We start from the raw sequence: 13,546 nt of genomic DNA on the forward strand, positions 1-13,546 counted from the left end.
GATGTATTCCAATAATATTTGTATTAATAATACTAAGGTGCAATTTAAGGAAAAGTAAACGATGATCCATCATCAACTCTACGTTAGAATGATAGATTAGTAGTTAAAATATGCCTGTGAACTTCAGATTATGCTGGGTTTACACTCCTTTTATTGTCTGGAGGCCCGCCTGATAGGGTGTGCTCATTGTGCTGTTATTACAAAAATCAGGAAGATGTGTTTGGGCTTAGGATTGATTTAGAGGTTTGATAAATGAAACAAATTCCGATGACGGTACGTGGCGCGGATAAATTGCGCGAAGAATTAGAACATTTGAAAACTGTACGTCGCCCTCAAATTATTACTGCAATCGCTGATGCGCGTGAACATGGTGATTTGAAAGAAAATGCGGAATATCATGCCGCTCGTGAGCAGCAGGGTTTCTGCGAAGGTCGTATTCAGGAAATTGAGGCCAAACTTTCTAATGCTCAGGTGATTGATGTCACGAAGATGACTAACAATGGTCGGGTGATCTTTGGGGCAACGGTAACGGTACTGAATGTGGATTCAGATGAAGAGCAAACTTACCGTATCGTGGGTGATGACGAGGCGAATATCAAAGAAAATCTTCTTTCTGTGAATTCACCTATTGCCCGTGGCTTGATTGGCAAAGAAGTGGATGATGTTGTTGTCATCACCACGCCAGGCGGCCAGGTGGAATACGAAGTTTTGAATGTGGATTACATCTGATAAATACCATGGTAATCGGCGATTACGTTTACATGGAATAAAAAAGGCCAGACTTGGCCTTTTTTATCATGATAAAGAAATAGCTCACGATGGCATTTTTGTATAAATATGCCGTGATTATTTAGGTAGACTAATCTTGCGTTCTTCTGATGGACGGTAGAGAACTAGCATTTTTCCTATAATTTGCACATTATGTGCACCAGTTTCACGAACAATCGCTTCAGCGATCAAAGTTTTCATTTCGCGGTCTTCGCCTGCAACTTTGACTTTGATAAGCTCGTGATGCGAAAGAGTTTGTTCGATTTCAGCCAATACGCCTTCGGTCAACCCATTGTTGCCGATCATAACAACAGGCTTTAATGAATGAGCGAGACTTTTCAGGTATTGAACTTGTTTTTTGTTAAGAGTCATCGTTTTTTTGCTTAGTTGGGATTGAAAACGACATATTCTACCGCCATCTCATATCTATCACCATAAATAGTGTGGTGTGGTTTGATAAGAGAGCGCAAAAAAGTAAGGCTTTTTTTTAGTATAGTTGGAAAGAACAATGGCCAATAAAAAACGCTCAGCAAGCTCAAGTCGCTGGTTACAGGAACATTTTAGTGATAAATATGTTCTTCAGGCACAGAAAAAAGGGCTTCGCTCTCGCGCTTGGTTTAAACTTGATGAGATACAGCAAAGCGACAAAATCTTTAAACCGGGCATGACCGTTGTTGATTTAGGTGCTGCTCCGGGTGGGTGGTCTCAATACGTAGTCAGCCAGATTGGCAATAACGGGCGAGTGATTGCCTGTGATCTTTTGCCGATGGATCCGATAGTTGGGGTTGATTTCCTTCAGGGAGATTTTCGTGATGAACTTGTATTGAAAACATTGCTTGAAAGAGTTGGTGATAATAAAGTCCAGGTCGTCATGTCGGATATGGCTCCCAATATGAGTGGAACCCCCGCGGTCGATATTCCCCGATCCATGTATCTGATTGAGTTAGCGTTGGATATGTGTCGTGATGTGCTGGCCCCTGGGGGCAGTTTTATTGTCAAAGTGTTTCAGGGAGAGGGCTTTGATGAATACCTGAGGGAAATACGCTCCCTTTTTACGAAGATAAAAATTCGTAAACCAGAAGCTTCGCGCGCACGATCACGTGAAGTATACATTGTAGCGACAGGGCGGAAAGTGTAGTACCCTGACTACTATTTGTTAACACAGTTGTAATATGAGGTTAATCCCTTGAGTGACATGGCGAAAAACCTGATTCTCTGGTTAGTCATCGCAGTTGTCTTGATGTTATTGTTCCAGAGTTTTGGTCCCAGCGATTCCAGTGGTCGTAGGGTTGATTACTCTAGTTTCATCAATGAAATATCGCAGAATCAAGTAAGCGAAGTACGTATTTCGGGTCGTGACATTGATTTCACTAAGAAAGACAACGGTGGAAAATACAGCACTTATATGCCAATTCCGGATGAAAAGCTGCTGGATACACTACTCAATAAACAGGTAAAAGTTGTTGGCGAACCACCAGAACAACAAGGCCTGTTAGCAACCCTCTTTATTTCATGGTTCCCAATGCTACTGCTGATTGGCATCTGGATCTTCTTTATGCGCCAGATGCAAGGTGGTGGCGGTAAAGGGGCGATGTCTTTTGGTAAAAGCAAAGCCCGCATGTTGACTGAAGACCAAATCAAAACCACGTTTGCCGATGTTGCTGGTTGTGACGAAGCAAAAGAAGAAGTAGGTGAATTGGTTGAATACCTGCGTGAACCTGGTCGTTTCCAAAAACTGGGCGGTAAGATCCCGAAAGGTATCTTGATGGTTGGCCCGCCGGGTACTGGTAAGACGCTGTTGGCTAAAGCTATCGCGGGTGAGGCAAAAGTGCCTTTCTTTACCATCTCTGGTTCTGACTTCGTTGAAATGTTTGTTGGTGTGGGGGCTTCCCGTGTTCGTGATATGTTTGAACAAGCGAAGAAAGCTGCACCTTGCATCATCTTTATCGACGAAATTGATGCAGTAGGACGTCAGCGTGGTGCTGGTTTAGGTGGCGGACACGATGAACGTGAACAGACACTTAACCAGATGCTGGTTGAAATGGATGGTTTCGAAGGTAACGAAGGTATTATCGTTATCGCAGCGACCAACCGTCCTGATGTACTTGATCCTGCATTGTTACGTCCGGGCCGTTTTGACCGTCAGGTCGTCGTTGGTCTGCCGGATGTACGTGGCCGTGAGCAAATTCTGAAAGTTCATATGCGTCGTATCCCTTTGGATACTGATATTGACGCATCTATCATTGCTCGTGGCACACCGGGTTTCTCTGGTGCGGATTTGGCCAACCTTGTTAACGAAGCCGCTCTGTTTGCTGCTCGTGGTAACAAGCGCGTGGTTTCTATGGTTGAGTTCGAAAAAGCCAAAGACAAGATCATGATGGGCGCGGAACGTCGTTCAATGGTGATGACGGAAGAACAGAAGGAATCCACGGCATATCATGAAGCAGGCCATGCCATCATCGGCCGTTTGGTGCCAGAGCACGATCCTGTTCATAAAGTTACGATTATCCCTCGTGGTCGTGCGTTAGGTGTGACGTTCTTCTTACCAGAAGGTGATCAAATCAGCGCAAGCCGTCAGAAATTGGAAAGCCAGATTTCAACCTTATACGGCGGGCGCTTAGCCGAAGAAATTATCTATGGTGTAGACAGTGTTTCTACTGGCGCATCCAATGATATTAAAGTGGCAACATCTATTGCGCGTAACATGGTGACACAATGGGGTTTCTCAGAAAAACTGGGGCCATTGCTGTATGCGGAAGAAGAAGGTGAGGTTTTCCTTGGTCGTTCAGTTGCTAAAGCGAAACATATGTCTGAAGACACTGCGCGTTTAATTGATCAAGAAGTGAAAGCTATCATCGATCGTAACTATATACGTGCACGTCAGATTCTGATGGATAATTTGGATATTCTTCACTCAATGAAAGATGCATTGATGAAGTATGAAACTATTGATGCCCCTCAGATTGACGACTTGATGAATCGAACAGCAGTACGTCCGCCGGCAGGTTGGGAAGGTGGTAATAATGGTGGTAATAACAACCATACTCCATCATCTCCGCAACAAGCTGCGAAACCTGCGGATGGCAATCCAACTGCATAACGAGGTTAATGATCTTATCAAACCAAGGGTAATGACAAATTATTGCCCTTGGATTTGACAGACTGTACTTCTTAAATTAAACCCCAGGTTTCGCCTGGGGTTTTGACATTAAGGCCCCCTAGCGATGAAACTGACAGCCAGAGGCAGCGTCCTCGATCTTTCTTGCCCACAAGTGATGGGAATTCTGAATGTGACTCCTGATTCTTTCTCTGATGGTGGAACCCATAATACTTTTGATACGGCCCTGAGACATGCCGCTAAAATGATTGAGGATGGTGCAACCATTATTGATGTGGGAGGAGAATCGACACGCCCTGGTGCAGATGAGGTGAGTGAGCAGGAAGAGCTGGATCGCGTTGTTCCGGTGATTGAGGCACTGGCACAGCGCTTTGATGTCTGGATTTCTGTAGACACTTCAAAAGCTGTCGTCATGAAGGAATCAGCCAAAGCCGGAGCCCATATCATCAACGATATTCGGGCGTTGCAGGAGCCAGGAGCACTTGATGCGGCGGCACAAACCGGTTTGCCGATCTGCTTGATGCATATGCAGGGGCAACCACGCACGATGCAGACTGAACCTCATTATGAAGATGTCTTATCGGAAGTAAAAACATTCCTGAACAGTCAAATTGAGCTTTGTATTGCGGCGGGAATCGCAAAAAACAACTTGATTCTTGATCCTGGCTTCGGTTTTGGTAAGAACTTATCGCATAATTATCAGCTATTGGCCCATTTGCAGGAATTCCATCATTTGGGCTTACCTATTCTGGCAGGAATGTCACGTAAATCGATGATTGGTCAATTACTTCATGTTCCACCGCAGGAGCGAGTGACAGGAAGTGTTGCTTGTGCTGTGATTGCAGCCATGCAAGGCGCCCAAATTATTCGTGTACATGATGTAAAAGAAACCGTACAGGCAATGCAAATCGTTCAGGCAACACTGTCTGCACGGAATATGACGTCAGTAAAAAACACGATGTCAGCAAAAAACACGCTGTGAGCAAAGAATACGTTCAGCAAAGGAAAATAACTTTATGAGTAGCCGTAAATATTTTGGTACTGACGGTATCCGTGGCAAAGTGGGTAATACCCCAATTACCCCTGACTTTGTTTTGAAACTTGGTTGGGCTGCGGGAAAAGTCTTGGCCCGTCATGGTTCTCGCAAAATTATCATTGGTAAAGATACCCGAATATCAGGCTATATGCTGGAGTCAGCACTGGAAGCAGGGTTGGCCGCAGCGGGTTTATCAGCATCTTTTACTGGCCCTATGCCGACACCTGCCGTGGCATATCTGACACGGACTTTCCGTGCAGAAGCTGGAATTGTCATTTCTGCTTCCCACAATCCTTACTATGATAACGGCATTAAATTCTTTTCCATTGACGGGACTAAGCTGCCTGATAATGTTGAAGAAGCGATTGAAGCCGAAATGGAGAAACCACTGACTTGTGTGGAATCTGCCGAGCTGGGACGAGCAAATCGGATTGTTGATGCGGCGGGTCGTTATATTGAATTCTGTAAGGGCACATTCCCTAGCGAACAAAGTCTGAATGGACTAAAAATTGTGCTGGATTGTGCAAATGGCGCGACTTATCACATTGCTCCAAATGTGCTCAGAGAGTTGGGAGCGGATGTTATTACCATCGGTTGTGAACCGAACGGCATCAATATCAACGAAGAGTGTGGCGCGACAGATGTTCGCTTACTGCAAAAGTGCGTGTTGGAAGAACAGGCTGATGTTGGTCTGGCATTTGACGGCGATGGTGATCGCATCATTATGGTCGATCATTTGGGCCATAAAGTTGATGGCGACCAGATTCTTTACATCATCGCACGTGAAGCATTGAGACAAGGCCAGTTGCGGGGTGGTGCCGTAGGTACGTTGATGAGCAATATGGGGCTGGAGTTGGCACTGAAACAGCTTGGTATCCCGTTTGAACGTGCGAAAGTCGGTGATCGCTATGTATTGGAAAAACTACAGGAAAAAGGCTGGCGTTTGGGCGCAGAAAACTCAGGCCATGTTATTTTGCTGGATAAAACCACAACAGGTGATGGTATTGTCGCAGGGTTGCAAGTTCTGAGCGCAATGGTACGTAATAACATGAGCCTGTATGACCTGTGCAGCGGTATGAAACTTCTGCCTCAAGTTTTGGTTAATGTTCGTTTTGCGGGAAATACGGATCCTCTGCAATCAGAACCTGTGCTTGAAGCTGTGAAATCCGTTGAGACTGAATTGAATGGTCAGGGCCGTGTTCTGCTGCGTAAATCAGGAACAGAGCCGTTAATCCGCGTGATGGTGGAAGGCGAAGACGAAGAACAGGTCACTGCATTAGCGCATCGTATTGCGGATGCCGTGAAAAAAATGGGTTAATTTGTTGATTTTTTCTTCGATCAGCGCCAGTATTTAAAATTAATCTTGCTTGTCTGAAACGCTTTGGTTAGTATTCAAACCCGCTCAATAAGTTAATTTTTCTAATTTTGTGAGCGGGTGATGCAGTGTGGCGTCGCTATGAAATTGCGTTGCTACTAATAAGCTGTGTGGTAAACCCCACGAGGAAACGGGTACAACATATGTATGAAGCTCTTTTAGGTATATTCTTGCTGGTTGGTATCGGGCTGATTGCTCTGGTTCTGCTACAGCAGGGTAAAGGTGCTGATATGGGTGCTTCTTTCGGTGCGGGTGCATCTAATACATTGTTTGGTTCATCGGGTTCTGGCAACTTTATGACCCGCATGACAGCTATCTTAGCAACGCTGTTTATTGTTATCAGTCTGATTCTTGGTAACATGACCAGCAATAAAACTGGGTCAAGCAGTAAATGGGATAACCTTGCTGAACCTGTGAAAGTTGAAAAACAAACAGAAGTTCCGGCAGTACCAGTAAAACCAAATAGTGATATCCCGCAGTAACTTTCAGTAAACAGAATTAAAATAGGGTTGTTGGCTTAATTAGTTAAATTAAATAACCATTAAAATAACAGTCCTAGAAATCAGTGCCGAGGTGGTGAAATTGGTATACACGCTACCTTGAGGTGGTAGTGCCTAAACAACGGGCGTACGGGTTCAAGTCCCGTCCTCGGCACCATTAATCTAGAAACTTGCGTTTTTAGTATTATCAGCGTAAGATTTGCCACGTTTTCGAACGCGGGATGGAGCAGCATGGTAGCTCGTCGGGCTCATAACCCGAAGGTCGTCGGTTCAAATCCGGCTCCCGCAACCACTTCTTAACAACCTGTATCTTTTCCAGAGTAGTCACCCAGCAGCCCGTTAAGATATCGATCCTAATTTGCAAGGTTGCTTTGAAAGATATAGAGAGAAGTTGGTTGAGACCACTGGCAGTAAACAGGGTCCAGTTGCATAAAGCCCCGCGTATCGGGGTTTTTTGTTATTTGACAGCAGAACTACTGGGCTAATATAGCCCTTTTTTTATGTCTTGGGGGTGGGCTTGTCCACATTAGAGCAAAAATTAACAGAGATGATTTCAGCACCAGTTGAAGCTTTGGGTTTTGAATTAGTCGGCCTGGAGTTTATTCGCGCGCGCGTGTCAACGCTGCGGGTCTATATCGATAGTGAAGAGGGTATCACTGTTGATAATTGTGCTGATGTTAGCCACCAGGTCAGTGCAGTGCTTGATGTTGAAGATCCGATTTCAGTGCTTTATAACCTGGAAATATCTTCACCAGGGCTTGAGCGTCCACTGTTTAAGGCTGAACACTACCAGCGTTTTATGGGTGAAAAAGTCAATTTATTGTTACGCATGGCAATGCAGAACCGTCGCAAATGGCAAGGTATCATCAAGGCTGTTGATGGTGAAATGATAACGGTTACGGTGGATGGAAAAGACGAAGTGTTCGCACTGAGCAACATCCAGAAAGCGAACCTGGTACCCCACTTTTAAAGTTCGGATGAGGCAACTAGGATGAATAAAGAAATTCTGGCTGTTGTGGAAGCGGTTTCTAATGAAAAATCACTCCCTCGCGAAAAAATCTTCGAAGCATTAGAGATTGCACTGGCGACAGCCACCAAGAAAAAGTATGAGCAGGAAATTGACGTTCGTGTTTGCATCGATCGTAAATCCGGTGATTTTGATACTTTCCGCCGTTGGTTGGCTGTAGAAGAAGTCACACTGCCAACACGTGAAATTACGTTGGAAGCAGCAAAATATGAAGACCCGGAGATTGAACTGGGTGGTTATATTGAAGATCAAATTGAATCAGTAACTTTTGACCGTATTACGACTCAGACTGCAAAACAGGTTATCGTACAGAAAGTACGTGAAGCTGAACGCGCGATGGTTGTTGACCAATTCCGTGAGCAACAGGGTGAAATCGTGACCGGTCAGGTCAAAAAAGTGAACCGCGAAAATATTACCTTGGATTTAGGTAATAATGCTGAAGCGGTCATTTTACGTGAAGACATGTTACCACGGGAAAACTTCCGTCCAGGTGACCGCGTGCGCGGCGTCCTGTATGATGTTCGTCCTGAAGCTCGTGGTGCACAGCTTTTCATTACTCGCTCTCGTCCTGAGATGCTGGTTGAACTGTTCCGCATCGAAGTGCCTGAAATTGGCGAAGAGATCATTGAGATCAAAGCTGCTGCCCGTGATCCTGGTTCCCGTGCGAAGATCGCAGTAAAAACCAATGACAAGCGTATTGATCCGGTTGGCGCTTGCGTAGGTATGCGTGGTGCAAGGGTGCAAGCTGTTTCCAGTGAGCTGGGTGGTGAAAGAATTGACATCGTGTTGTGGGACGATAACCCTGCACAGTTTGTCATTAATGCAATGGCTCCGGCGGATGTTGCGTCTATTGTGGTTGATGAAGACAACTGCACGATGGATGTTGCCGTAGAAAACAGTAATCTTGCTCAGGCGATTGGACGTAATGGTCAAAACGTTCGTCTGGCAGCACAGCTGTTGAAAAAACATCGTGGTGATGACAAATGGGAACTGAATGTCATGACTGCGGAAGAGCTGCAAGCAAAACATCAGGCAGAAGCTCATGCTTCTATTGATACATTTACTAAGCATCTCGACATTGATGAAGATTTCGCCACTGTATTGGTCGAGGAAGGTTTCTCTACACTGGAAGAACTGGCTTACGTGCCAATCAATGAACTTCTGGCAGTAGAAGGCCTTGATGAAGAAACCGTTGAAGTTCTTCGTGAGCGCGCAAAAGCGGCCTTGACGACGCTGGAACTGGCTCAGAAAGAGAGTCTTGGTGATCAGCAGCCTGCCGAAGATTTATTGAATCTGCCTGGCATGGAGCGTACTTTGGCGTTTAACCTGGCTGCCCGTGGCATCTGTACTCTGGAAGATCTTGCCGAGCAGGGTATCGACGACTTATCTGATATCGAAGGACTGAATGATGAGAAAGCAGGAGAACTCATTATGGCAGCCCGAAATATCTGTTGGTTTGGCGATGATGCATAAATAAACTGTAGCAGGAAGGAACAGAATGACAGAGGTAACCGTAAAATTACTGGCAGAAGAGATCCAGACATCGGTAGAACGTCTAATCCAGCAGTTCGCTGATGCTGGCATTCAGAAAACCGCAACTGACTCTGTTTCCCAGAAAGAAAAAGAAGCTTTGCTGGCTCACTTGAACCGAGAACAAGGCGGTTCTGGCGGCCAGCCAGGTAAATTAACACTACAGCGTAAAACGCGCAGTACACTGAACGTTCCTGGCACCGGTGGCAAAAGTAAATCGGTAGCGATTGAAGTCCGCAAAAAGCGCACATATGTAAACCGCGACGCTGTTGAACAAGCTAAAGCGGAAGAACAGGCGAAGCGTGAAGCGGAAGAGCAGGCTCGGCGCGAGGCAGAAGAGAAGGCGCGGCTTGAAGCTGAAGCGAAAAAACTCGCGGAAGAGCAAGCTAAACGTGAAGCTGAAGAAAAGGCTAAACGTGAAGCAAAAGAGAGCGCTCAACGTGAAGCAGAAGAAAAAGCCAAACGTGAAGAGTCAACACTCTCTCAGCGTGAGGCGGCGGAAAAAGAAAAAGTGACTAAGCAACATACCGAAAACAAACAAAAATCAGTTCAGACTGACTCTGCTGCGCAAAATGAAAAAGCGCGTCGTGAAGCTGAAGCTGCAAATTTAAAACGTAAAGCTGAAGAAGAAATGCGCCGTAAGGTGGAAGAGGAAGCGAAACGTGTTGCAGAAGAAGCGCGTAGAATGGCAGAAGAAAATCAAGACAAATGGTCTGATGATTCTGATAACAATGACAGCAGTAGTGACTACCACGTAACGACTTCCCGTTATGCCCGCGATGCGGAAGATGAAAATGACGCCAAAGTTGAAGGCGATCGTCGTTCCCGTTCCCGTGGCGGTAAAGCTACCCGTCAAAAGAAAAACAACAAGCATTCTGAGTCTAAAGCTGATCGCGAAGAAGCGCGTGCAGTAGGCCGTACCAAAGGCAAACATCGCAAACCAAGCGCTTTACAGCAGAGTTTCACTAAACCTGTTGTAGCGGTTAACCGTGATGTCGTGATTGGTGAAACTATTACCGTCGCTGAGCTGGCTAACAAAATGGCAGTCAAAGGTGCCCAAGTCATCAAAACGATGATGAACATGGGTGCAATGGTGACTATCAACCAAGTTATCGATCAAGAAACAGCACAACTGGTTGCCGAAGAAATGGGGCATAAAGTTATCCTGCGTCGTGAAAACGAACTGGAAGAAGCGCTGATGAGTGATCGTGATACGGGTGAAACGCTGGCAGAAGCTCGTGCACCAGTTGTAACCATCATGGGTCACGTTGACCACGGTAAAACCTCCCTGCTGGATTATATCCGCTCCACTAAAGTGGCTTCCGGGGAAGCGGGTGGCATTACTCAGCACATTGGTGCATATCATGTGAAAACTGAAAAAGGCATGATCACCTTCCTGGATACCCCAGGCCATGCTGCGTTTACCTCCATGCGTGCACGTGGTGCGCAGGCAACGGATATCGTCGTTCTGGTTGTGGCTGCGGATGACGGCGTAATGCCTCAGACTGTCGAAGCTATCCAGCATGCTAAGGCAGCTAACGTACCTGTTGTCGTTGCGGTGAACAAGATCGATAAACCAGAAGCTGATCCAGATCGTGTGAAGAATGAATTGTCACAATACGGCATCATTTCAGAAGAGTGGGGCGGTGAAAACCAGTTCATCAATGTGTCTGCTAAAGCAGGTACTGGTATTGATGAATTACTGGAAGCAATCCTGCTTCAGTCTGAGGTTCTTGAACTGAAAGCTGTACGCACTGGCATGGCAAATGGTGTGGTCATTGAATCCTTCTTGGATAAAGGCCGTGGCCCGGTTGCGACCATTCTGGTTCAGTCTGGTACGTTGAATAAAGGCGACATCGTTCTGTGTGGCTTCGAATATGGCCGTATCCGTGCGATGCGTAATGAACTTGGTCGTGAAGTGACTTCTGCCGGCCCGTCTATTCCAGTGGAAATCTTGGGTCTGTCCAATGTTCCATCTGCGGGTGATGAAGCGACAGTTGTTCGTGACGAGAAGAAAGCGCGTGAAGTGGCTCTGTACCGTCAGGGTAAATTCCGTGAAGTGAAGCTGGCTCGTCAGCACAAAGCTAAGCTGGAAAACATTTTTGCTAACATGGAAGAAGGTAAAGTATCTGAACTGAATATCGTTCTGAAAACTGACGTTCAAGGTACATGTGAAGCAATTTGTGATTCATTGCTGAAACTGTCTACTGATGAAGTAAAAGTGAAAATCATCGGTTCAGGCGTAGGTGGTATCACCGAAACGGATGCAACGTTGGCAGCGGCATCCAGCGCTATTATTCTGGGCTTCAACGTTCGTGCTGATGCGTCTGCACGTCGTATCATCGAAAACGAAAGTCTGGATCTGCGTTACTACTCCGTTATCTATAACCTGATTGATGAAATCAAACAGGCTATGAGCGGCATGCTGGCACCAGAATACAAACAGCAGATCATGGGCCTGGCCGAAGTCCGTGACGTATTTAAGTCACCGAAATTTGGTGCTATCGCTGGTTGTATGGTGACAGAAGGTTCCATCAAGCGTAATAACCCAATCCGTGTTCTGCGTGATAACGTGGTCATTTACGAAGGCGAGCTGGAATCCTTGCGTCGCTTCAAGGATGACGTTAACGAAGTCCGTAATGGTATGGAATGTGGTATCGGTGTGAAGAACTACAATGATGTTCGCGTTGGCGATATGATTGAAGTCTTTGAAGTAATTGAAATTAAACGCTCCATCGATTAATACCATTATCTATCCAATAGATTTATTCCATTCTTGGGGGGCTTAATGCCCCCCAAAATGTCAGGAGATATAACAATGGCAAGAGAATTCAGTCGTACTCAGCGCGTTGCACAAGAAATGCAAAAAGAGATTGCCATCATTTTACAGCGTGAAGTTAAAGATCCACGTATCGGCATGGCGACAGTCTCTGGTGTTGAGGTTTCCCGCGATCTGGCTTATGCCAAAGTATTTGTGACCTTTCTGAATATTCTGGTGGAAGATCATGATTCAGATATGGTCAAAGAAGGTATCAAAGCATTGAACGAAGCTTCCGGTTTTATTCGTTCCCTGCTGGGTAAAGCGATGCGCCTTCGGGTCATTCCTGAACTGACATTTTCCTATGACAGCTCTCTGGTGGAAGGGATGCGTATGTCAAATCTGGTCAGTAACGTTGTAAAAAATGACGAGAAGCGCCGTGCATCTGCGGATAACAACGAGGAAAAGTGATGGGACGCCGTCGTAGAGGCCGTGCGATACACGGTGTACTGTTGCTGGATAAGCCGCAGGATATTTCCTCCAATGATGCGTTACAGAAAGTAAGGCGAATTTTCAATGCCAGTAAGGCTGGTCATACTGGCGCGCTGGATCCGCTGGCAACAGGCATGCTGCCGATTTGTCTTGGCGAAGCGACTAAATTTTCCCAATTCCTGCTGGATTCTGACAAACGCTATCGGGTGATCGCCCGTTTGGGGCAGCGTACAGATACTTCAGATTCACATGGAATCATCATTCGTGAACGTGAAGTACAAATAACCCAATCTCAGCTTAATGATACCTTGGATACATTCCGTGGTGATACCATGCAGGTTCCTTCCATGTACTCTGCATTGAAACATCAAGGAAAACCACTGTACGAATATGCCCGTCAGGGTATTGAAATTGAGCGAGAAGCGCGTCCTATCACTGTTTATGAATTGCAATTCATTCGCTGGGAAGGGAATGAACTGGAATTGGAAATACACTGTTCCAAAGGAACTTACATCCGTACCATCATTGATGATTTGGGTGAACTTTTGGGCTGTGGCGCTCATGTTATTTATTTGCGCCGTTTACAGGTTGCCAATTATCCTAATCAAAGGATGGTAACGCTGGAACAGTTATATGAATTAAAACAACAGGCTGAAGATCAGGAAATTGAAGCGGGAACGCTGCTTGATCCATTGTTACTGCCAATGGATACCGCTGTTGCTCATTTCCCTGTGATTCACTTGGCATCCGTGGTTGCGTCTTATTTTAAACAAGGGCAGCCAGTCCGAAGCAATCATAATCTGGCTTCGGGTGAATGGGTGCGGGTCACCGAAGGTGATGAAAATAAATTCATCGGCATTGCGGTGATTGACGATGATGGGCTGGTCGCTCCTCGCCGTCTGGTTGTTGAAACTGAAATCGAATAATGATAGCAACTGATAA

At 45.8% G+C, this 13,546-nt stretch carries 12 protein-coding genes and 2 tRNA genes; 13 read left to right on the top strand and 1 reads right to left on the bottom strand.

Annotation, left to right across the window (positions count from 1 at the left end; translation table 11 throughout):
* Positions 1–252: 252 nt before the first annotated feature.
* The gene (gene greA, locus Xenpb_RS04470; RefSeq protein ID WP_047962393.1) at positions 253–729 is read left to right on the top strand and encodes a transcription elongation factor GreA; all 477 of its coding nucleotides are present in this window, start codon (positions 253–255) and stop codon (positions 727–729) included.
* Positions 730–846: 117 nt separating this feature from the next.
* Here greA and yhbY read toward each other — a convergent pair whose 3' ends face one another.
* Positions 847–1,140: a ribosome assembly RNA-binding protein YhbY gene (gene yhbY / locus Xenpb_RS04475; RefSeq protein ID WP_099112665.1), complete on the bottom strand. Its 294-nt coding sequence runs from the start codon at positions 1,138–1,140 to the stop codon at positions 847–849.
* Between the two features lie 136 nt (positions 1,141–1,276).
* On the opposite strand from yhbY, the gene rlmE reads away from it, so the two are divergent.
* From rlmE to truB, 12 genes are all read left to right on the top strand, one after another.
* A complete protein-coding gene (gene rlmE, locus Xenpb_RS04480; RefSeq protein WP_047962391.1) occupies positions 1,277–1,906 on the top strand; it encodes a 23S rRNA (uridine(2552)-2'-O)-methyltransferase RlmE in 630 nt (209 codons plus the stop codon).
* A gap of 48 nt (positions 1,907–1,954) precedes the next feature.
* Positions 1,955–3,868: an ATP-dependent zinc metalloprotease FtsH gene (gene ftsH, locus Xenpb_RS04485; protein WP_187653257.1), complete on the top strand. Its 1,914-nt coding sequence runs from the start codon at positions 1,955–1,957 to the stop codon at positions 3,866–3,868.
* Between the two features lie 124 nt (positions 3,869–3,992).
* The gene (gene folP, locus Xenpb_RS04490; protein ID WP_187653258.1) at positions 3,993–4,868 is read left to right on the top strand and encodes a dihydropteroate synthase; all 876 of its coding nucleotides are present in this window, start codon (positions 3,993–3,995) and stop codon (positions 4,866–4,868) included.
* A 34-nt stretch (positions 4,869–4,902) separates the two neighbouring features.
* Positions 4,903–6,240, top strand: a complete 1,338-nt coding sequence (gene glmM / locus Xenpb_RS04495; protein ID WP_187653259.1) for a phosphoglucosamine mutase — start codon at positions 4,903–4,905, stop codon at positions 6,238–6,240.
* A gap of 200 nt (positions 6,241–6,440) precedes the next feature.
* On the top strand, positions 6,441–6,779 hold the full coding sequence (secG, locus tag Xenpb_RS04500) for a preprotein translocase subunit SecG (protein ID WP_187653260.1): 339 nt from the start codon (positions 6,441–6,443) through the stop codon (positions 6,777–6,779).
* An 85-nt stretch (positions 6,780–6,864) separates the two neighbouring features.
* Positions 6,865–6,954: transfer RNA gene (locus tag Xenpb_RS04505), tRNA-Leu, on the top strand.
* Positions 6,955–7,012: 58 nt separating this feature from the next.
* A tRNA-Met gene (locus tag Xenpb_RS04510) sits at positions 7,013–7,089 on the top strand.
* 225 nt (positions 7,090–7,314) lie between these two features.
* Positions 7,315–7,767, top strand: a complete 453-nt coding sequence (gene rimP, locus Xenpb_RS04515; protein WP_145956856.1) for a ribosome maturation factor RimP — start codon at positions 7,315–7,317, stop codon at positions 7,765–7,767.
* Between the two features lie 21 nt (positions 7,768–7,788).
* Positions 7,789–9,297, top strand: coding sequence for a transcription termination factor NusA (nusA, locus tag Xenpb_RS04520; protein WP_099112659.1), 1,509 nt, complete (start codon positions 7,789–7,791; stop codon positions 9,295–9,297).
* Positions 9,298–9,322: 25 nt separating this feature from the next.
* Positions 9,323–12,097, top strand: a complete 2,775-nt coding sequence (infB, locus tag Xenpb_RS04525; protein ID WP_187653261.1) for a translation initiation factor IF-2 — start codon at positions 9,323–9,325, stop codon at positions 12,095–12,097.
* Between the two features lie 75 nt (positions 12,098–12,172).
* Positions 12,173–12,583 (top strand): 30S ribosome-binding factor RbfA, encoded by a 411-nt coding sequence (rbfA, locus tag Xenpb_RS04530; RefSeq protein WP_187653262.1) that lies wholly within the window; start codon positions 12,173–12,175, stop codon positions 12,581–12,583.
* The gene (gene truB / locus Xenpb_RS04535) at positions 12,583–13,530 is read left to right on the top strand and encodes a tRNA pseudouridine(55) synthase TruB (RefSeq protein WP_187653263.1); all 948 of its coding nucleotides are present in this window, start codon (positions 12,583–12,585) and stop codon (positions 13,528–13,530) included. The genes rbfA and truB overlap by 1 nt, the downstream gene beginning before the upstream one ends.
* Positions 13,531–13,546: the final 16 nt, after the last annotated feature.

It is taken from the genome of Xenorhabdus sp. PB62.4 (assembly GCF_014467285.1).
Classification (GTDB): domain Bacteria; phylum Pseudomonadota; class Gammaproteobacteria; order Enterobacterales; family Enterobacteriaceae; genus Xenorhabdus.

Bases quoted from the DNA above. Each gene is read 5' to 3' on its own strand.
- nusA (WP_099112659.1), top strand. From the start codon at position 7,789: ATGAATAAAGAAATTCTGGCTGTTGTGGAAGCGGTTTCTAATGAAAAA.
- rbfA (WP_187653262.1), top strand. From the start codon at position 12,173: ATGGCAAGAGAATTCAGTCGTACTCAGCGCGTTGCACAAGAAATGCAA.
- infB (WP_187653261.1), top strand. From the start codon at position 9,323: ATGACAGAGGTAACCGTAAAATTACTGGCAGAAGAGATCCAGACATCG.
- yhbY (WP_099112665.1), bottom strand. From the start codon at position 1,140: ATGACTCTTAACAAAAAACAAGTTCAATACCTGAAAAGTCTCGCTCAT.
- greA (WP_047962393.1), top strand. From the start codon at position 253: ATGAAACAAATTCCGATGACGGTACGTGGCGCGGATAAATTGCGCGAA.
- folP (WP_187653258.1), top strand. From the start codon at position 3,993: ATGAAACTGACAGCCAGAGGCAGCGTCCTCGATCTTTCTTGCCCACAA.
- glmM (WP_187653259.1), top strand. From the start codon at position 4,903: ATGAGTAGCCGTAAATATTTTGGTACTGACGGTATCCGTGGCAAAGTG.
- secG (WP_187653260.1), top strand. From the start codon at position 6,441: ATGTATGAAGCTCTTTTAGGTATATTCTTGCTGGTTGGTATCGGGCTG.
- rlmE (WP_047962391.1), top strand. From the start codon at position 1,277: ATGGCCAATAAAAAACGCTCAGCAAGCTCAAGTCGCTGGTTACAGGAA.
- truB (WP_187653263.1), top strand. From the start codon at position 12,583: ATGGGACGCCGTCGTAGAGGCCGTGCGATACACGGTGTACTGTTGCTG.